General features: G+C 52.4%; 17 protein-coding genes. 10 read left to right on the top strand and 7 right to left on the bottom strand.

Annotated features, from left to right (window positions below):
• Positions 1 to 11 precede the first annotated feature (11 nt).
• The 5 genes from ABLU87_RS20645 (at position 12) to rmf (ending at position 5815) form a co-directional block, all read left to right on the top strand.
• Positions 12 to 1919, top strand: a complete 1908-nt coding sequence (locus ABLU87_RS20645) for an ABC transporter ATP-binding protein (RefSeq protein ID WP_004849507.1) — start codon at positions 12 to 14, stop codon at positions 1917 to 1919.
• A gap of 14 nt (positions 1920 to 1933) precedes the next feature.
• Entirely contained in the window at positions 1934 to 3202 is a 1269-nt protein-coding gene (gene pqiA / locus ABLU87_RS20640; RefSeq protein WP_049079884.1) for a membrane integrity-associated transporter subunit PqiA, read from the top strand.
• Entirely contained in the window at positions 3192 to 4829 is a 1638-nt protein-coding gene (gene pqiB, locus ABLU87_RS20635; protein ID WP_025107496.1) for an intermembrane transport protein PqiB, read from the top strand. The genes pqiA and pqiB overlap by 11 nt, the downstream gene beginning before the upstream one ends.
• Complete coding sequence (pqiC, locus tag ABLU87_RS20630) at positions 4829 to 5392, top strand: membrane integrity-associated transporter subunit PqiC (protein ID WP_064377398.1); 564 nt, start codon at positions 4829 to 4831, stop codon at positions 5390 to 5392. Before pqiB ends, pqiC begins: the two co-directional genes overlap by 1 nt.
• 255 nt (positions 5393 to 5647) lie before the next feature.
• On the top strand, positions 5648 to 5815 hold the full coding sequence (gene rmf / locus ABLU87_RS20625) for a ribosome modulation factor (protein ID WP_004100764.1): 168 nt from the start codon (positions 5648 to 5650) through the stop codon (positions 5813 to 5815).
• A gap of 64 nt (positions 5816 to 5879) precedes the next feature.
• On the opposite strand, the gene fabA is transcribed toward rmf, so the two are convergent.
• A complete protein-coding gene (gene fabA / locus ABLU87_RS20620) occupies positions 5880 to 6398 on the bottom strand; it encodes a bifunctional 3-hydroxydecanoyl-ACP dehydratase/trans-2-decenoyl-ACP isomerase (protein WP_004849514.1) in 519 nt (172 codons plus the stop codon).
• Between the two features lie 69 nt (positions 6399 to 6467).
• Positions 6468 to 8225 carry a Lon protease family protein gene (locus ABLU87_RS20615; RefSeq protein ID WP_032749746.1) on the bottom strand — a complete coding sequence of 586 codons (1758 nt, stop codon included), beginning with the start codon at positions 8223 to 8225 and terminating at the stop codon, positions 6468 to 6470.
• A gap of 185 nt (positions 8226 to 8410) precedes the next feature.
• Between ABLU87_RS20615 and matP the strand changes: the two genes are divergently transcribed.
• Positions 8411 to 8863 carry a macrodomain Ter protein MatP gene (gene matP, locus ABLU87_RS20610; protein WP_014228663.1) on the top strand — a complete coding sequence of 151 codons (453 nt, stop codon included), beginning with the start codon at positions 8411 to 8413 and terminating at the stop codon, positions 8861 to 8863.
• Between the two features lie 102 nt (positions 8864 to 8965).
• On the opposite strand, the gene ompA is transcribed toward matP, so the two are convergent.
• On the bottom strand, positions 8966 to 10036 hold the full coding sequence (ompA, locus tag ABLU87_RS20605; protein ID WP_004849520.1) for a porin OmpA: 1071 nt from the start codon (positions 10034 to 10036) through the stop codon (positions 8966 to 8968).
• A gap of 353 nt (positions 10037 to 10389) precedes the next feature.
• On the bottom strand, positions 10390 to 10899 hold the full coding sequence (sulA, locus tag ABLU87_RS20600; protein ID WP_122117201.1) for an SOS-induced cell division inhibitor SulA: 510 nt from the start codon (positions 10897 to 10899) through the stop codon (positions 10390 to 10392).
• Between the two features lie 462 nt (positions 10900 to 11361).
• Between sulA and ABLU87_RS20595 the strand changes: the two genes are divergently transcribed.
• On the top strand, positions 11362 to 11985 hold the full coding sequence (locus tag ABLU87_RS20595; protein ID WP_046878167.1) for a TfoX/Sxy family DNA transformation protein: 624 nt from the start codon (positions 11362 to 11364) through the stop codon (positions 11983 to 11985).
• Here the strand turns inward: ABLU87_RS20595 and yccS are convergent.
• Both yccS and ABLU87_RS20585 read right to left on the bottom strand, forming a co-directional pair.
• Positions 11973 to 14108, bottom strand: coding sequence for a YccS family putative transporter (yccS, locus tag ABLU87_RS20590; RefSeq protein WP_122117202.1), 2136 nt, complete (start codon positions 14106 to 14108; stop codon positions 11973 to 11975). The two genes, ABLU87_RS20595 and yccS, sit on opposite strands and share 13 nt — an antisense overlap.
• 17 nt (positions 14109 to 14125) lie before the next feature.
• Entirely contained in the window at positions 14126 to 14572 is a 447-nt protein-coding gene (locus ABLU87_RS20585) for a YccF domain-containing protein (RefSeq protein WP_004849527.1), read from the bottom strand.
• A gap of 122 nt (positions 14573 to 14694) precedes the next feature.
• Here ABLU87_RS20585 and helD point away from each other — a divergent pair, with 122 nt between their 5' ends.
• A complete protein-coding gene (gene helD, locus ABLU87_RS20580; RefSeq protein ID WP_032695058.1) occupies positions 14695 to 16749 on the top strand; it encodes a DNA helicase IV in 2055 nt (684 codons plus the stop codon).
• A gap of 28 nt (positions 16750 to 16777) precedes the next feature.
• On the opposite strand, the gene mgsA is transcribed toward helD, so the two are convergent.
• The gene (mgsA, locus tag ABLU87_RS20575) at positions 16778 to 17236 is read right to left on the bottom strand and encodes a methylglyoxal synthase (protein ID WP_014228668.1); all 459 of its coding nucleotides are present in this window, start codon (positions 17234 to 17236) and stop codon (positions 16778 to 16780) included.
• Positions 17237 to 17390: 154 nt separating this feature from the next.
• Between mgsA and ABLU87_RS20570 the strand changes: the two genes are divergently transcribed.
• Positions 17391 to 17804, top strand: a complete 414-nt coding sequence (locus ABLU87_RS20570) for a CoA-binding protein (RefSeq protein WP_014228669.1) — start codon at positions 17391 to 17393, stop codon at positions 17802 to 17804.
• 602 nt (positions 17805 to 18406) lie between these two features.
• On the top strand, positions 18407 to 20201 hold a 1795-nt coding region (locus ABLU87_RS20565; RefSeq protein ID WP_348870738.1), incomplete at its 3' end, for an Ig-like domain-containing protein.

Genomic DNA, 20201 nt, shown 5'->3' with positions numbered 1-20201 from the left:
AGGAATAAAGAATGTCTTTAATTAGTATGCACGGCGCCTGGCTCTCTTTCAGCGATGCGCCGCTGCTGGATAATGCTGAACTGCATATCGAAGATAACGAACGCGTCTGCCTGGTAGGGCGCAACGGTGCGGGTAAATCGACCCTGATGAAGATCCTCAATCGTGAACAGGGTCTTGATGACGGGCGCATTATCTATGAACTGGATCTGGTTGTGGCGCGTCTACAGCAGGATCCGCCGCGTAATGTTACCGGAACCGTCTATGACTTTGTGGCGGAAGGTATTGCTGAACAAGCGGCATACCTCAAGGGTTATCACGATGTTTCGCAGCTGGTGATGACCGACCCGAGCGACAAGAATCTGAACGAACTGGCGCGCCTTCAGGAACAGCTGGATAATTTAGGGCTGTGGCAGCTCGATAGCCGCATTAATGAAGTGCTGGAACAGCTGAATCTGGATCCTAACGCCGAGCTTTCCTCGCTGTCCGGCGGCTGGCTGCGTAAAGCGGCCCTCGGCCGCGCGCTGGTCAGCGGGCCGCGCGTGCTGCTGCTCGATGAACCGACCAACCACCTCGATATTGAAACTATCGACTGGCTGGAAGGTTTCCTGAAGATGTTCAAAGGCACCATTATTTTTATTTCGCACGACCGTTCCTTTATTCGCAACATGGCGACGCGAATTGTCGATCTCGATCGCGGTAAGCTGGTGACCTATCCGGGGAACTACGATCAATATCTGCTGGATAAAGAAGAAGCGCTGCGCGTGGAAGAGTTACAGAACGCGGAGTTCGATCGCAAGCTGGCGCAGGAAGAAGTGTGGATCCGTCAGGGGATCAAAGCGCGTCGCACCCGTAACGAAGGGCGCGTGCGGGCGTTGAAAGCCATGCGCCGCGAGCGCGGTGAGCGCCGTGAAGTGATGGGCAGCGCGAAGATGCAGGTGGAAGAGGCCGCGCGTTCGGGCAAGATTGTGTTCGAAATGGAGAACGTCAACTACCAGGTTGATGGCAAGGTGCTGGTTAAAGACTTCACCGCCCAAATCCAGCGCGGTGACAAAATTGCGCTGATTGGCCCGAACGGCTGCGGCAAAACTACGCTGCTGAAGCTGATGCTCGGTCAGCTGCAGGCGGATAGCGGACGTATTCATGTGGGTACCAAGCTGGAAGTGGCTTACTTCGACCAGCACCGCGCGGAACTTGATCCGGATAAAACGGTGATGGACAACCTCGCGGAAGGTAAACAGGAAGTGATGGTGAACGGCAAGCCGCGCCACGTCCTGGGCTATCTGCAGGACTTTATGTTCCATCCGAAACGCGCAATGACGCCGGTGCGGGCACTGTCGGGCGGGGAGCGTAACCGCCTGCTGCTGGCGCGCCTGTTCCTCAAGCCCAGCAACCTGTTGATACTCGATGAACCGACAAACGATCTGGATGTCGAAACCCTGGAGCTGCTGGAAGAGCTTGTCGACGGTTATCAGGGAACCGTGATGCTGGTTAGCCACGACCGTCAGTTTGTGGATAACACGGTAACGGAGTGTTGGATCTTCGAAGGCGCGGGGCAAATTGGCCAATACGTGGGCGGCTATCATGACGCCCGCGGTCAGCAGGCGCAGTATCTGGCGAAAAAACAGCCGGTTTCTAAAAAGACAGTTGAAGTTGCTCAACCGAAAGCAGAAAGTGTCAAACGTGCAGCCAGCAAACTAAGCTATAACCTGCAGCGCGAGCTGGAACAGCTGCCGCAAAAACTGGAAGAACTGGAAGCCCAGCTGCAGAATTTGCAGGAGCAGGTTGCCGACCCTTCTTTCTTTGGTCAGTCGCATGACCATACGCAGCAGGTGCTCGCACAGCTGAGTGAAGCGGAGCAGGCGCTGGAAACCGCCTTCGAACGCTGGGAATATCTCGAAGGTTTAAAAAACGGCGCATAAGCTGAGGAGTTTTCATGTGCGATCATCATCATGCTGCGCGGCATATCCTGTGTCGACAATGTGATCTGCTGGTGGCTTTGCCGCAGCTGGAGCATCGCCAGAAAGCTACGTGTCCGCGTTGCGGAACGACATTAACAACGTCATGGGACGCGCCCCGGCAGCGTCCCACAGCCTACGCGCTGGTCGCGTTGTTCATGCTGCTGCTGGCCAATCTGTTCCCCTTCATCTATATGAAGGTTGGAGGGATCAGCAGCGAAATCGAGCTGCTGGAAATTCCGAACGTGCTGTTTAGCGAGGATTACGCCAGCCTCGGTACCTTCTTTTTACTTTTCGTCCAGCTGGTGCCGGCTTTCTGCCTGGTCACCATACTGCTGCTGGTCAATCGGGTGAGCATGCCTTCCGGGCTAAAGGCGTTTCTGGCGCGGATCCTGTTTCACCTTAAAACCTGGGGGATGGCGGAAATCTTTCTCGCCGGGGTGCTGGTCAGCTTCGTTAAGCTGATGGCCTACGGCGATATCGGCATCGGCCTGAGCTTCGTTCCCTGGTGTATGTTCTGCCTGTTACAGCTGAGGACGTTCCAGTGCGTTGATCGCCGCTGGTTATGGGATGACATTGCACCAATGCCGCCGATTACACAGCCGCTGAAAGTCGGCGTCTCCGGCCTGCGTCAGGGGCTACGCTCGTGCTCATGCTGCACGGCGGTTTTGCCCGTCGATGAGGCCGTTTGTCCGCGCTGTCGGACAAGGGGAACCGCCCGGCGTAAAAACAGCCTGCAGTGGACGCTGGCGCTGTTGGTGACTTCGCTGATCCTCTATATGCCCGCCAATATTCTGCCGATCATGATTACCGATCTGCTGGGCGATAAAATGCCTTCCACGATTATGGCGGGGGTGATCCTGCTGTGGAGCGAAGGATCGTATCCGGTGGCGATGGTGATCTTTATTGCCAGTATTATGGTGCCGACGTTAAAAATGATCGCCATTGGCTGGCTATGCTGGAACGCCAGCGGCAAGGGAGCGCGCGACTCGGAGCGCATGCATCTGATTTATGAAGTCGTCGAGTTTGTTGGCCGCTGGTCAATGATTGATGTGTTTGTTATCGCAGTCCTCTCCGCTCTGGTTCGCATCGGTGGATTAATGAATATCTATCCGGCGATAGGAGCAGTGATGTTTGCGCTGGTCGTAGTAATGACAATGTTTTCGGCCATGACCTTTGACCCGCGTTTATTGTGGGATCGTGAGCCAGATTCAAGCCATGAGGAAAGACTGCAGCATGGAAAATAAGAGCGGAGAAGCGAAAGTGCAAAAGGTGAAGAACTGGTCACCGGTGTGGATCTTCCCGATAGTCACGGCGCTGATTGGCGCATGGATTCTCTTTTATCACTATAGCCACCAGGGGCCGGAAGTGACCCTGATAACCACTAACGCAGAAGGTATTGAAGGGGGCAAAACCCGGATAAAAAGCCGCAGCGTTGACGTCGGCGTGATTGAAAGCGCGACGCTGACGGACGACCTGACCCACGTGGAGATTAAAGCGCGGCTGAATTCAGGTATGGAAAAACTGCTGCATCAGGATTCGGTTTTTTGGGTGGTTAAACCGCAGGTCGGCCGTGAAGGGATTAGCGGTCTGGGAACGCTGTTATCCGGCGCCTATATCGAACTGCAGCCGGGAAGCAAAGGCTCTGTTCCTGCTCAGTATCCGCTGCTGGATTCACCGCCGCTGGCCTCCCCTGATGCTAAAGGTATTCGCATTCTGCTGGAAAGCAGCAAAGCGGGGCAGCTTTCACCCGGCGATCCGGTGCTTTTCCGCGGCTACCGCGTAGGTTCAGTTGAAACCAGCACCTTCGATGCGCAAAAACGCAATATTACCTATCAGCTGTTTATTAGCGCGCCTAACGATCGGTTGGTGACCAATAACGTGCGCTTCTGGAAAGATAGCGGTATTGCGGTGGATCTGACCGCTGCGGGTATGCGCGTTGAGATGGGATCGCTGTCGACCCTGTTTGGCGGCGGCGTCAGCTTTGATATTCCCGAAGGGCTACCGTTAGGTGAGCCGGTGGCGAATAAAACAGAATATCATCTGTTTGACGATCAACGCAGCATCCAGGATTCGGTGTTTACCCAGCATATTGACTACGTGATGTTCTTTAAAGATTCGATTCGTGGTCTGCAGCCCGGCGCGCCGGTTGAGTTCCGCGGTATCCGTCTGGGGACCGTCGGCAAGGTGCCGTTCTTTGTTCCTGGGCTGAAGCAGAACATCAACGACGATTACCGTATCCCGGTAGAAGTGCGAATTGAACCGGAACGTCTGATCAATCAGTTAGGCGCTAATCCTGACATTCGAAAGCATATCGATGATCTAATGAATCGCGGGCTGCGCGGTTCGCTTAAAACCGGAAACCTGGTGACCGGCGCGCTGTATATCGATCTCGACTTCTACCCGAAAGCCCCTCCGCGCGGCAAGATTCAGGAGTTTGGCGGTTATCCGATTATTCCAACCGTGAGCGGTGGCCTGGCGCAGATCCAGCAGCGCCTGATGGACGCGCTGGATAAAATTAACAATCTGCCAATTAACCCGCTGCTGGAGCAGGCAACCAGTACGCTGGCGCAAAGTGAAAAAACGATGCAGCACGTACAGGCGACGCTGGACAGTCTGAACAAGATAACGTCAAGTCAGTCGATGCAGCAGCTACCGGGCGATATGCAGAATACGTTGCGCGAGCTTAATCGTAGTATGCAGGGCTTCCAGCCGGGATCTGCGGCATACAATAAGATGGTTGCGGATATGCAGCGTCTCGATCAGGTTCTTCGTGAACTGCAGCCGGTACTGAAAACGCTCAATGATAAGAGCAATGCGCTGGTATTTGAGGCGAAGGATAAAAAAGATCCGCAGCCGAAGGGAGCGAAATAATGAAGAAATGGCTAATAGCGGCGGCGGTATGCGCGCTGACGGCATGCAGTAGCGGCGGTGAGAGTAAAACTTACTATCAGCTTCCCGTGGCGCAGGGTGGCGCGCAAAGCGCCGCCCACCAAAGCAAAAACTTGCTTTGGGTCGAGCAGGTGAGCATTCCGGATTATCTTGCCGGTAACGGGGTGGTCTATCAGACCACCGATGTTCAGTATGTGATTGCGAATAACAATCTGTGGGCGAGCCCGCTCGATCAGCAGCTGAAAACGACGCTGGTGGCGAACCTTAGCAACCAGCTTCCGGGTTGGGTGATTGCCTCTCAACCGCTGGGGAGCGAGCAGGATACGCTGAACGTGTCCGTCAGCGGTTTTCACGGCCGTTACGATGGCCGGGTCATCGTTAGCGGCGAGTGGCTGCTGAAGCATCAGGGGCAGCTGATTAAGCGGCCGTTCCATATTGAGCTTAAGCAACAAGAGGATGGTTACGACGCGATGGTGAAAACGCTCGCGCAGGCCTGGACCCAGGAAGCGACGGCGATTGCCAGCGAGATTAACCGCTTGCCATAAGTAAAATTAATAAGAATAAAAGCCGCTGCGACAGTGAAAATCGCAGCGGCTTTTTTATTTGTCTCATCAGTTTGTTACTTGTGCTGGTTCACAGTTTTTGTACAAACGAAGTTTCATGTAGCTCACAAATATGACAATGGCGTGAATTTTGCGCATTGACGCTATCCCCGATTCGCGGTATTCGTTAACCGTGGTTGCGTATTTAGTGACCATTGTTTTCTTTTCCACCAGATCAAAGTATGAGGGAAACGAGGCATGAAGAGACAAAAACGAGATCGCCTGGAGCGGGCACATCAGCGTGGGTACCAGGCCGGTATTACCGGAAGGTCTAAGGAAATGTGTCCTTACCAGACCTTAAACCAAAGGTCTTATTGGCTAGGAGGCTGGCGAGAGGCCATGGAGGACAGGGTACAAATTGCCTGACTGTCTCTTTAAAAAGAAGCCTCCGCTGCGCGGGGGCTTCGCCTTTTCTAACGCGTGATGTTTATCAGAACGCGGAAGTGTCCTGGAACAGGCCCACTTTCAGATCGGTTGCGGTGTAAATCAAACGACCGTCAACCAGCACTTCTCCATCCGCCAGCCCCATAATCAAACGACGGTTTATCACGCGTTTGAAATGAATACGGTAGGTCACTTTCTTCGCCGTTGGCAGTATCTGGCCGGTGAGCTTCACTTCGCCCACGCCTAATGCACGTCCTTTACCTTCGCCGCCTAACCAGCCCAGGTAGAAGCCAACCAGCTGCCACATGGCATCCAGGCCCAGACAGCCCGGCATCACCGGGTCACCAATGAAATGGCAACCGAAGAACCACAGGTCCGGGTTAATATCGAGTTCTGCCTCAACATAACCTTTGTCATAGTTACCACCGGTTTCAGTCATTTTGATGACGCGGTCCATCATCAGCATACTTGGCGCCGGCAGCTGTGGGCCTTTGGCGCCAAAGAGTTCACCACGACCAGAGGCAAGAAGGTCTTCTTTTGTATAGGATTCGCGTTTATCTACCATGTTTTCAGTAAGCCTTATTTTGAGTTCGGGACGCAGGATAGCTAACACGTGTACGCTGAACAAGTCCGATCAGTTCGAACCTGAACCGCCTAACCAGCGTAGCGGCCACGGAAAGCGATGACGACTCTCTTGCTGTGTCGCCTGCGCAATACGTTCCTGAATGGTTTGCCGTAACGTTTGTCCTTCGCCGTCCCAGAGTAGCTGGGTCAGAATGGGCAGCGCTTCCGTCACGTCATCGACTGCCCAGATAAAGAACTGCTCATCCGCAACGGCCTGTTGCAGTTCCTGCGCCAGGCTCAGGTGACGAACGTTGGCGGAGGGAATGATGACTCCCTGTTTACCGGTCAGCCCACGCTGCTGGCAAATAGCAAAGAAGCCCTCAATTTTCTCGTTAAGCCCGCCAACCGGCTGTACGCGACCAAACTGATCGACAGAACCGGTAATGGCGATGCTCTGATTAATCGGCACATTGGCCAGCGAGCTGATCAGCGCGCACAGTTCGGCCATGGAGGCGCTATCGCCATCCACTTCGCTGTAGGACTGCTCGAAGGTCAGGGAGGCGGTGAAGGGGAGCTGTTGTTCGAGCTCCAGCTCGGACATCAGAAACGCCTGCATGATCATCATGCCTTTTGCATGAATGTTGCCACCGAGCTCGGCCTTACGCTCAACGTCAATAAATTCGCCGTCGCCGATATGTACGACGCAGCTAATACGTGAAGGCTCGCCAAACGCACGCGGATGGCCCGGAAACTCAATGACGGAGAGTGCGTTGATTTGTCCGACGCATTCGCCTTCGGTCTCGATCAGGATTTGCTCCTGCAGTATTTCATCCTGGATGCGTTCAGCAAGGTAGCCTTCGCGCCACAAACGACGCTCCAGCATGGTTTGCATCTCTTCAGCGCTAATCTCTTCACCTTCACAGAACGCGGCGGCTTCGCGAAGCTGGCGAGCAATCCAGAGCACGCACAGCGGCAAGGTTTCCTGATCGCCTGTATAACGCGCACCTTCCTGGATCAGCAGCGGCCAGGCGTTAGCTGACAGCCCCGGGAGCTCGAGCAGCTGAGCATTTTGCCAGACCCACTGGCACCACTGCTTCAGCGTATCGGCGTCAGCGATTTGCAGATTATCTTCATATTCGCTGTAGATAGCCTGCGCAGAAAGCTCGGGTTCCATCTCCTGAAAATCAGCAAGAGATTCCCGCTCGCCGACCAGGATAACTTTCAAACTCAGGGGCATAGAGGGAATGCTGACCGGAAGAGGGCGGGACTCATCGAATGATAACCAGTCAAAACGCTGGCGGGTTACCATATTTTTTAGCCGCATCCACAGCAGGGGTTGTGCCAGTAATGCACGGAGGGAGAGAATTAATACCCCGCCGTTAGCGCGATGGACCAGACCGGGTTGTAACGTGATTTCACCATTAAACTGGCGCACGCAGCCAAAAAGCTGCTCTGCTTCGATCCAGTCCGCGGCTTCAACCGGCGCAACGCTGGCGAAATTATCTTCAGCCGTTTGTGCCGGGGAGAGCGAGATTTTTCCGCCATCAACCTGATAGCGAACGCCACAGAGCGTTTGTGCCGGTTGGTGTAAAGTACGGGTTTCGTTAGCCAGCCACTGCAGGTACTCCGGCTCTTCCGGAATTTTAACCAGCATAAACGGCGAAATGGCTGGAGTGACCAGGAGCTGCTCCAGGCCATAGAAGAGTCGGGGTTGCAGTTCGCCTGAGAGCGATGTCTCTGCGTGAGCTAAGTCGGCTTGTGCAAACAGCGCCTGATAACTTTCCGTATCAGGAGCGAGGTCGTTTCGGGTAAGTTTCGTAATGGTCAAAGTCGCTGTTTTTTAGTCAGATGTAAAACGCGCGATTATACATTATGCGGCGTCCGAGCACACGAGGGATTGCGATTGTCGCGGTGATAACGAATCTACCAACATCACGAAAGATCATTTATTCTCAGCACATCAGGAAAAAACTGATATCCTGAAATGAGTTACACGGTCACATTGAGATCGCAATGAAATATCAACAACTGGAAAATCTTGAAAGCGGCTGGAAATGGACTTATCTGGTAAAAAAGCACCGGGAAGGTGAGCTTATTACCCGCTACATTGAAGCCAGCGCTGCGCAAGCCGCCGTCGATTTATTACTGACGCTCGAAAATGAACCCGTGCTGGTGAATACCTGGATTGAGCAGCATATCAATCCGGCGCTGGTGAACCGCATGAAGCAGACTATCCGCGCCCGACGTAAGCGTCATTTTAACGCGGAGCATCAGCATACGCGTAAAAAGTCTATCGACCTGGAGTTCATGGTCTGGCAGCGTCTGGCGGGTCTGGCGCAAAGACGGGGTAAAACGCTTTCTGAAACCATTGTGCAGTTGATTGAGGATGCTGAGCATAAAGAGAAGTATGCCAGCAAGATGTCCAGCCTGAAGCATGATTTGCAGGTACTGTTAGGTAAAGAGTAGCGATGCAAGCATCGGGATATATCGGTGCGTTGCTGCTTTTTGATAGCGGAATTTAAGGTAAAAAAAACCCCGCATCGCGGGGTTTTTTATTAACGAGATAACTTAAGCCTGCGGCTGAGTTACAACGTCTTTGTAGCCTTTAACTTCGATTTCTACACGACGGTCCGGCGCCAGGCAGTCGATCAGAGCTGCGCGAGCTTTCACGTTGTCACAGGTGTTGCCAGTAACCGGGTTGGATTCGCCCATACCGCGAGCAGAGATTTTGCTAGCCGGGATACCTTTGGATACCAGGTAATCAACAACGGACTGAGCACGTTTCTCAGACAGCTGCTGGTTGTAGGCATCAGAACCGATACGGTCGGTGTAGCCCAGAACAACTGCGGAACCGTCTTTCGGGTCCATGTTGCTCAGCTGGGTGTACAGCTGATCCAGAGCCTGCTGGCCTTCTGGTTTCAGAGTAGATTTGTTGAAGTTGAACAGAACGTCAGACTTCAGGGTGAAGTGCTTGGTAGTCACTTCTGGAGCCGGAGCCGGCGCCGGAGCTACAACCGGAGCAACGTCGTCCTGACCGAAGCGGTAGGATACGCCCAGGCTCAGCATGCCGTTATCAGGACGGGTACCAACGGTGCCAGCGTCGCCGATGTTGTTAACCCACTGGTATTCCAGACGGGTTGCGATGTCACGAGTAACAGCCCACTCTAAGCCGCCCGCGAATACCGGGGAGACGCCAGTGTCGTGTTCGCTACGGGAAACGCCGGTAGAAGCGTAGTTACCTTTGGAGTCAGCGCGCCAAACCATACCACCCAGACGGGTATAGATATCCAGATCGTCAGTGATCGGGTAACCCAGTTTAGCAGTCAGCTGAACGCCCTGAGCTTTGAAAGCGCCGTTGTCAACGCTGCCTTTGTAAGCCATACGGCCCAGCCAGTCGTAACCCATTTCAAAACCGAGGTACGGGTTAACCTGGTAACCACCAAACGCACCAGCACCCAGCTGATCGTTACGGGTCGGGCCGTTGTTGCCCTGGAAACCGTTACCGTAGAAACCGGTGTCGTGATACTGGGACCAGCCCAGTTTAGCACCTGCGTACCAGGTGTTATCTTTCGGAGCGGCCTGCGCTACGGTAGCGAAGCCAGCCAGTGCCACTGCAATCGCGATAGCTGTCTTTTTCATTTTTTGCGCCTCATTATCATCCAAAATTCGCCATGAAGGTTCAGAAGACCTCACGGTTAAATCCTTCACCCGGGGCGTGACTTGTTGTTAACTATGCTGATACATGCAGCGTAAGCCGATCACCCCTGGCGATGTAAAGTCTACAACTTAGTTCGAAACTTACAAGTGTGAACTCCGTCAGGCATATGAAAAAAAAGGGTTGTGTACGCTATGTTTAACCAATACGGTTGAACTTAATCGAGGCAAAAAAAGTCGCGAAGCCGCATCAGACAAGCATTTTAACAAAAATGCCGTTCAAGAAAGCCCATCTCGCGCCAGGGCAAAAAAAATTCCAGGATTAATCCTAAACTCGGTTAATGATACAGGTTTGAGTGAATTTTTAGCCCAGAAAGTTGTCTGCCTGGCTGATTGGTATTTCTTACCGGACGCATGATAAAGCCCATCGCGTGACCCTCTTCTGCAGCGGCAACCAGGCGTTCATGTTCCTCAATGCTCAGTTCTTCTGATAGCCAGCCAATAACGACGCTATAATTTCCCGTGCGCAGTGAGCGAACCATGGATTCCAGGGTGTTAGCGGGGGAGAGCTGGCTGATCTGCATCACCTTCGACAGCGGCAAACCGGACGACTGCACCCATTCACGACTCAGCTTCTGTTGTGGCGTCAGCCAGAGCTGCCAGCGCGATTGCTGGCCAAGCTGTTGTAATAAAGGAAGCAATAGCAGCTGCGTCATCATGGGCTGGTCTTCTCGATAGACTATTTCACTGATCAGCCCATTAGCTGGCTGTTCGGCAGCGTCATGAGAGCGACGACGTACTGAAGTAGAAGTCAGTGTTGAACGATTTGCGTGAGCTGATGTAAACATAGTCTATCCCGCCTGTGGGTTACTGTATGCATATACAGTATATGCGGCCGGGTGAAAGATCAACCCTATTTTCTCTGTTGCTGGATGAAATTTGTACGTCGCCGGGAGTGAACCCGAACCGGTCGCATCGGATGTCCGCGCGTACACAATGTGAATTCATGGTTGTCGCGCTTTCTTGCTGGCTAAATTCTTCTCATAAATGATGGCATTAACGGTCTATGAGCGAACAGGGATGCCCTGCTCTCTGTACGCTACTGTGATGAATATTAATTAAGCATTTTATCTTTCCCGCGTTTAACTTCATCAAATGACTATTTTCTGAAAGCGGCTCGCAAAAAAACACGCTGATTAAAATGAACAGATAATTCATGTTGCCGCATGAAGAGAAGTCACTTATTTTCTCTTTTAACGGATCCGTTAGCACATTTATGTCTTATTTACATGATTAACAAAGGAATAATCATGAAGAAACTTATATGTCTTAGGATCCATCAGTTTCGGGCATGTTTGTCTCCATTAGGAAAAATAAGCTGTCGGCCCTTATTTGGTGGCTATAGCCTGGCGATAGATAATACCGTGTTTGCCATGATGGCTGAGGGAGAGATCTATCTTCGGGTTTGCGAGCAGAGCGCGGAGTACCGCGTGGCGCATAAAAACCCGCTGTTGAAGATGCAGAAGAATGGTCGTCTGGTCGCGCTGAAGTATTATCATATTGATGAGGAACTTTGGCGGGATAGCAAAATGCTTTTTCATTTATCGGCGCTGTCATTACAGAGCGCGCGTCATGAAAAACATCGGCAGCGACATTCCGGAAGATTAAAAAATTTGCCAAATATCAGTTTTCATATGGAACTACAGCTGATTAATTCAGGCATTACGGATGAATTGATGCTGCGTAAGATTGGGGCCAAAGAAGCCTGGTTGAGGTTACGAAAAATAAATAAAGCGCTAACGGTGAATATTCTTTATTCCTTACAGGGGGCTATTGAAGGCGTCCACGCGGCCACGCTCCCGACGCAGCAGCGTCAGGAGCTTGAGAAGTGGGCAACGGAACAGATGCGGGAGAGTGAGAGCTATTCAGGTTGAATCTCAACCTGTCGCTGTAGCCGGCAAATCTCTGGCAGCAGCGCCAGTAGCAGCCCGATTTGTTGAAGCACTAACGGCTCTTTGCTATCGGCACGAGGTTCAAGGTGCTGTATCCGGGTTTGCAGGCTTGTTAAAGCTTGCTGTACCCGCTGTTCATCGGCCGGTGAGTGGTGCAGCGCGTCATCAACATAACAAACGGCATCGTCCAGCAGCGCCAGGATATCTGGCGTTGTCAGCTTTTCCCTGTGTGCGCCCAGGGCGGAGATATAGCTGGTAAAAGTGTGGTTCAGGCATAACAACCGAAAAGCGGTTTCCCGCATTTGCGAGCCCGCTCTGGGTTCCGTTGATAAGTTTGATACAACGGATGCCAGCTCACCGTCCCTGCTGTGCGCCGCTCTTCGCGCAATACGATAGGCAAGACGGTTGTCGCGCCCCTGATGATATTGCACGAGTATGGCATCTAAATATCGGCAGTTGGCATTGATTGCTTGTTCAAGTACTCGGGGCAGGTTGCGGAATTTCCAGTCTGGCCAAATAAAGCTGACTGCGGCCCAGGCGATAGCGCAGCCGATCAGCGTATCAAATATACGCGGTAGGGCGACTTCAAAACCTTCCCCCAGGAGGTTAAAGCACAGCAAAACCAGAAGGGTAATGAACATGGTCGCATGGGCGTACTGTACATTACGGAACGCGAAGAACAGCACGCCGGTCAGGACAATTAAAAGCAGCTGGCCTTCGACGGAAGGGACGAGAAGCAGCACCGGCAGGCCTATCGCTACGCCGATGAGCGTACCGATTATCCTTAACGCCAGCCGGTGACGAGTGGCGTTATAGTTTGGCTGGCATACGAACAGGCTGGTCAGCAATATCCAGTAACCGTGGTTCAGTCCGGTTAACTGGATAAATGCATAACCTGCGCACAGGACTAATGACATTCGAACCGCATGGCGAAACAGAGCTGACTCTGGGGTCATATTACTGCGCAGGCGCAGCCAGATATCGCTGAAACTGCCGGGTTGGTCGTCGGCTAACAGGTTTTCCGTGTTGTGACTGGACTGTACAGTCGTCTGGACGGATTCAATTGTCGCCAGCTGGGCGTCAATGGCGCGTAAGTTATTAAGCAAAAATCCCAACGCCTTAATCTGTTCTGCCGGCGCGCCGCTGGCTTTTACGCGATCGAGCGCGGCGTCAAGATGCATAAAAGCGCGCTCAAAGTGAGTGTCATGAAGGTAGGGTTCGCGTAGCAGGATGGCACGAGACAGTTTCTGGCAGGCCTGCGCCTGCATTGACAGCATACGCTGGAAGCGGAACATCACGTCACTGTAGCGAAAATGATCGCGCAGCGTTTGGTATTGAATATGCGATGAGCTTGCGCGTTCGTGGATGTCCTGCGCCACGAAGTAATACTGCAAAGTGCGACGCGTTCCGCGCTGCCCGCGATCGCCGCGCAGGCGAGTCAGCAGGGAAACTTTCGTCTGATTCAGCGTGGCCACAAGCTGGCCATTGGCTATCGCCAGGTCATACAGCGGAGCCTGGCTTTCATCTTCAATATCCGGATCGAACAGGCGTGATTTAAGCTCCAGATAGTGAGCTAACTGCTCGTAGCTGCGTGCCAGATTGTCCTGAAGAGGACGGATAGGGAAAATCAGATGTCCGGAGAGGGTAAGTAAGTTGTACCACACCGCGCCAGCCAGCAAAAACAGCGGCTGAAGATACCAGTGGCTGTAAAGCGTAACGCCCAGCATGGTATAGATGGCGATTAACAAAGCACCAAAGGCGATGGTGGCATAGCGTTGGCCCAGGCCGCCGAGCAAAATAAAACCGATTGTTGAAACGGTTAATCCCGCCGCAAATAACCACGGCCAGGGAAAAAGGAGTTCCACTGAGGCTGAAGCAATAAAAAAGCACACGAGGGTAATGGCCAGATTACGCAGACGTCCTGTCAGGCGGTCATCAAGGTCGGTCAGCGCCGCTGCCACCACCCCGAGTGTTAGAGGAATCGTGAGTTTTACTTCGCCAAGCCACCAGGGAAATGCGGTCGTGCCGCAGAGTGCGATAAATATCCTGATGTTATATAACCAGGCACTGTTCCATGTATAGCGGCGTAGCAGGGGGGTGAGCATTTCTCTATTCCATTCAATTACTGAAAGCGGCGACGCGCATTGGCTTCACGCGCGGCGCGAGCGGTCTCGACGGAGACGACTCGTCGGCCTACTGGCCATAAAGCAATAGCGGCGATTTTAAAATTGGCGATACCAACCGGGATGCCAATGATAGTCAGGCATTGGGCGATACCACAAAAGATATGCATCAGGCACAGCCACCAGCCAAAGAAAATAAACCATAAAATATTCAATAGTGTCCCACCCGCGTTTAGCAGGCTATTCTTTCCCTGAGGATCGAGTTCGTCGACATGAACGGCCTCATTCCCATAGGGAAAAAGAGAGAGTTTTGTTATCTCCCAGCAGGAGCGGGTGAGAGGCAGGGTAAAGATCAGCACAATGCTGACCAGCGTCGCCAGAAGCCAGCCGAGCGTGGTGGCGAATCCGCCAAGGATAAAGTTTAAAATATTCAGAACGGTACGCATAAACCCTCTGCTTAATACGGTGGATAATAAGGCACGGCCATTGTAGCGTTTTTTACGCTGGAGCACCCGGTCGCTGGCGGTTAAACTTAAAAACATCCAACCTGATTGAAATTCGACATTATATGGAACTTAGAGCGACAACATTGGGCAAGCGTATGGCTCAGCATCCTTATGACAGGGTGCAACTTCTTAATGCCGGAGTAAAGGTTTCCGGTGATAGCCATGAATATCTTATACCTTTCAATCAGTTATTATCAATTCATTGCAAGCGTGGGCTGGTTTGGGGGGAGCTGGAGTTTACCCTACCGGGCGAGAAAGTTGTGCGTTTGCACGGTACCGAATGGAGTGAAACCCAGCGCTTTTACCATCATCTGAACACGCTCTGGCAGCAGTGGAGCGCGGAAATGAGCGATATTGCCGCTGATGTACTTCGCCAGCAGCTGGCGGAAGTGGCGCGTTCCAGCGCGGAAGGTAAATGGTTGACGCGTCAGCAGGTAAGCGATATTCAGCGCAAAATACGCCATGCGCTGAGCGGATTACCAGTGCCGACAGTCCGTCTTGATGCTTTTGATAACTGCCGCGAGCTATGGCGGCAATGCCAGAGTTGGTTGAGTAATACGGAAAAAGCCAGGCTCGAGCATAACCAAACTTTTACGGAATCCATGCTGGAGCAATACCGCGGATTTTTTGCCGCAGTGGAATCATCGCCGTTGAATCCGGCTCAGGCACGCGCAGTCGTAAACGGCGAGCGTTCGTTATTAGTTCTGGCGGGTGCCGGAAGCGGTAAAACTTCCGTGTTAGTGGCGCGCGCAGGCTGGTTATTGACCCGTGGCGAGGCGGCGGCTGAGCAAATTCTGCTACTGGCGTTTGGTCGGCAAGCCGCGCAGGAGATGGATGAGCGCATCCGCGAGCGCCTGGGCACTGAAGAGATCTCTGCGCGTACTTTTCACTCCCTTGCCCTGCACATTATCCAGCAGGGCAGTAAAAAAGCCCCGACGATCAGCAAGCTGGAGAGCGACAGCGCTGCACGGCAAAAACTTTTAGTACAGAGCTGGCAGCAGCAGTGCCAGGAGAAAAAAGCGCAGGCGAAAGGCTGGCGATTGTGGCTGGAGGAGGAAATGGGGTGGCAGATCCCTGAAGGGGATTTCTGGCAGGACAAAAAGCTGCAACGTCGTGTTGCCAGCCGCCTTGACCGCTGGGTTAGCTTGATGCGTATGCATGGCGGCTCGCAGGCTGAGATGATTGCCGGGGCCCCTGAAGAGGTACGCGACCTTTTTGGCAAGCGCGTTAAGCTGATGGCCCCTCTGCTAAAAGCGTGGAAAACGGCGTTAAAAGATGAAAACGCCGTCGATTTCTCCGGCCTGATTCATCAGGCGATCAATATTCTGGATAAAGGGCGGTTCGTCAGCCCGTGGAAGCATATTCTGGTGGATGAGTTTCAGGATATCTCCCCGCAGCGGGCATCCCTACTCGCCGCGTTACGTCGGCAAAACACGCAGACGACGCTGTTTGCCGTTGGCGATGACTGGCAGGCCATCTACCGTTTCAGCGGTGCTCAGCTCTCTTTAACAACGGCCTTTAATCACTATTTTGGCGAAGGGGATTGCTGTGCGCTGGATACGACGTACCGATTTAATAGCCGGATAGGCGAGATAGCCAACGGGTTTATCCAGCAAAATCCGCACCAGTTAACGAAACCACTAAACAGCCTGGTCGCAGGGGACAAAAAAGCGGTGACGTTATTGGCGGAGGACAAACTCGACGATCTGCTTGATAAAATGAGCGGCTATGTCAAACGAGAGCAGCGGATTTTATTGCTAGCGCGCTATCATCATTTGAAGCCGGCGGCGCTGGAGAAAGCCGCCACGCGCTGGCCGCATCTGCAGCTCGATTTTATGACTATTCATGCCAGCAAAGGACAACAAGCTGATTACGTCATAATTCTTGGCCTTCAGGAGGGGGATGATGCGTTTCCTGCACCGGCGCGTGAGTCGATTATGGAGCAGGCGCTCTTACCGCAGCCGGAGGATTTTCCCGATGCCGAAGAGAGGCGTTTGCTGTATGTCGCCATCACCCGCGCCCGCCTGCGCGTATGGCTGTTGTTTAATAAAGAGCAACCTTCGCCGTTTGTTGAAATGCTAGAGGCGCTGGATGTGCCGGTAGCAAGAAAGCCATGATGGCTGGCGGCGTGGCCGCCAGCGGGGCTTATTTCAGACGCTCTGCAAGGTAGCGCTGATAATCAGGGATCAGGATATCAACGGGGTCGCTGAAGTGCGGGGACTGGATAATAAAGTCGGCGGTTGAGACATTGGTGGCGACGGGAATATTCCATACCGTCGCCAAACGTAATAACGCTTTAACATCCGGGTCGTGCGGCACGGCATTTAGCGGATCCCAGAAAAAAATCAATACATCGATTTTACCTTCTGAAATCAGCGCACCCACCTGCTGGTCGCCGCCCATGGGACCACTCAGCATCGCATGCACCTCCAGCCCGGTTGCGCGTGACACCAGATTTCCGGTCGTTCCTGTCGCCGAGAGCGTGTGTTGCGCCAGCAGTGGCTGGTGGCGCTCGACCCACTTCATCAGCATATCTTTACAGTGATCGTGAGCAACCAGCGCAATATGCTTGCGTGCTGGCAAGGTACGTGTTGTTAGTTCCATCATTTCATTCCACATTTTGGCCTGTAGACAGATTACTGGAAGTGACTGTTGCTGCAAGCGTCGGGATGAAAAAATTTGACGCATCTGCAGGTCAGGACTCATGCGGGTTCATCCGGATTAGCATACACTTGGGCTAAATAGCAGGAGGATGATGATGAAAGAAAACGATATCGCAGGTATTTTGACCTCGACACGGACTATCGCCCTGGTGGGGGCAAGTGACAAACCTGACCGCCCAAGCTATCGGGTGATGAAGTATCTTCTGGAGCAGGGATATCACGTCATTCCCGTTTCCCCTAAGGTTGCGGGTACCACGCTGCTGGGGCAAAAAGGGTATGCCACGCTTGCTGACGTGCCGGAAAAAGTGGATATGGTCGATGTTTTCCGTAACTCAGAAGCGGCCTGGGGCGTCGCCCAGGAGGCAGTGGCTATCGGTGCGAAAACGCTATGGCTACAGCTGGGGGTAATCAATGAACAGGCGGCTGTTCTCGCCCGAGACGCCGGTCTAAATGTGGTGATGGATCGCTGTCCGGCGATAGAGATCCCGCGATTAGGATTAGCCCGTTAAACCTAAAACCCCGCCTGGCGGGGTTTTTTATTATCAATATTGATTAAGTTATTTATGGTCAATATTTTAATTAAAACTACATCGAAACGTTTCTTTATTTTAAAATAAAACCCATTGTCTTTGTGGATTTAACAGGCATCGTCCAGGTTTTATCTCCCTTATTACTTAAAATTTCCTTGCGAGGATAATTTATTTCTTATAAATAAACCATAGAAAATATATGGGGAATCCTTATAAAATATTTTAAAATTTAAAAAAATAATTGTTTTTTCTCATGTCATTTATATGACTAATATCACAGATATTTTTGGCGTAGCGTTAAAATGGAGGTTTGGTGATATAAGAAATGTATTATCCATGATTTTATCTTCATTGTAATAACCGTGAGCAATCATTTTTCTTATGGTCTATATTAACATCTCAAAATGTAAGTTTATTATTTTAAGTTGTTGTAATTTAAGTAATTTAATTTATTACAGAATGTAATTGGATTATTTTGCTTTCACCTTGCGGGACTCCGTTAAGTGGTATATCTAATAAGATGCATAATTAAGAATTATCTCATACCTCTGACTGCGTCTTCATCTCAAGGGTGCAACCTGATGAAAAATATAAATGTGACAGTGAAAGAAACTGGTGCTGAATACACCGTCGATGGCAATCAAGTTAATCTCAATACGCAGTCAGTGGTCCTCCTGCACGTTAAGCGTGAGGATATTCGTTCATATACCCGACAAGGTAATGATCTTGTTCTAAAACTCCAAAACGGTGACACCGTTACAATTAAAAACTTTTTCGTTGTGGATGAGCATGGACAGCACAGTGATTTGGTTCTTATGGATGATGAGACCGGCGCGCTATGGTGGCTAGAAGGTGCGGGTACCGATGGGGCACACTATTCGCTGATTAGCGATCTTTCAGAAGTCATCGCGACCGGTGGCGCGGGACAAAGTATTGCCGGTTGGGTCATGGCTGGTGCGGCTTTGCTGGGTATTGCGGCAATGTTCGCCGGCACCTCAAACAAAGACCACCACTCTTCGGTTTCTGAAAGCGATTCTGATGCTGACAGTGATTCAGACTCCGACAGTGATACGGATGCTGACAGCGATAGCGACTCTGATTCAGACAGTGATTCTGATTCAGATAGTGATTCCGATTCTGACAGTGATTCCGACTCGGATTCAGATAGTGATTCGGATGCTGACAGCGACGCGGATAGTGATTCTGATGCTGACAGCGACTCCGATACTGATACCGAGCTACCTACCGCGGCACAGAACATAGCGGTCATTGACAATGTGGGCCCCATCACCGGTGTGCTGCATTCTGGTGATGTCACTGACGATACGACCCCGGAGATTAAAGGGACAGCAGAGGCTGGGGCAACGATAACGATTTATGACGGCGATACCAAACTGGGTTCTGTCGTCGCGGATGAAAATGGCAACTGGAGCTTCACGTTACCGGAGCTGAGCGAGGGTTCCCATAGCCTGAGCGCGACGGTGACGGACAAAGCCGGCAACGTCAGCGAACGTTCGCCGGCGTTTGAACTGACCATCGATACCACTGCGCCGGCAGCCAGCATTCCGCAGGTAACCGACAATGTTGCAGAGCACACCGGCCAGCTGCAGAGCGGGGATCTGACTAACGATGCGACGCCCACCCTGAACGGCACGGCGGAAGCGGGATCCACGGTGACGATCTATGACGGCGACACCGTGCTGGGCACAGTGGTTGCCGGCGAGGATGGACGCTGGAGCTTCACGCCAGCTAGTCTGGAGGAAGGCGCCCACAGCCTGAGCACTACGGTAACGGACAAAGCCGGGAACGTCAGCGAACGTTCGCCGGCGTTTGAACTGACGGTAGACACTATAGTGAACCCGGTTAGCGATCTGCAGGTAACTGATAATGCAGGAGAAGACACGGGTACACTGAACAGCGGTAGCGTGACGGATGATGATACACCAACCTTGAGCGGTACGGCGGAAGCGGGCGCCACGATCACAATTTATGACGGTGATACCGTACTGGGCACCGCGATTGCGGACGAGGACGGACGCTGGAGCTTTACTCCTGACGCCCTGGCTGAAGGATCCCATAGCCTGAGCACCACGGTGACCGATCTGGCCGGCAACGTCAGCGAACGATCCCCGATATTTATATTAACTGTCGATCTTAGCGATGACACCGACTCCGACAGCGACTCGGATTCAGACAGTGACTCCGACTCTGACAGTGACTCCGACTCGGATTCCGACAGCGACTCAGATTCTGACAGCGATTCGGACTCCGACTCCGACAGTGACTCGGATTCAGACAGCGATTCGGACTCTGACAGCGACTCGGATTCCGACAGCGATTCGGACTCTGACAGCGACTCGGACTCTGACAGCGACT

Origin of the sequence: Klebsiella sp. CB_Kp196, assembly GCF_040061575.1 — a bacterium.
In the GTDB taxonomy this organism is placed as follows: Bacteria; Pseudomonadota; Gammaproteobacteria; order Enterobacterales; family Enterobacteriaceae; genus Klebsiella; species Klebsiella michiganensis.
The sequence above is the reverse complement of the archived record's forward strand: the minus strand, read 5'-3'. Positions and strand labels throughout refer to the sequence as shown.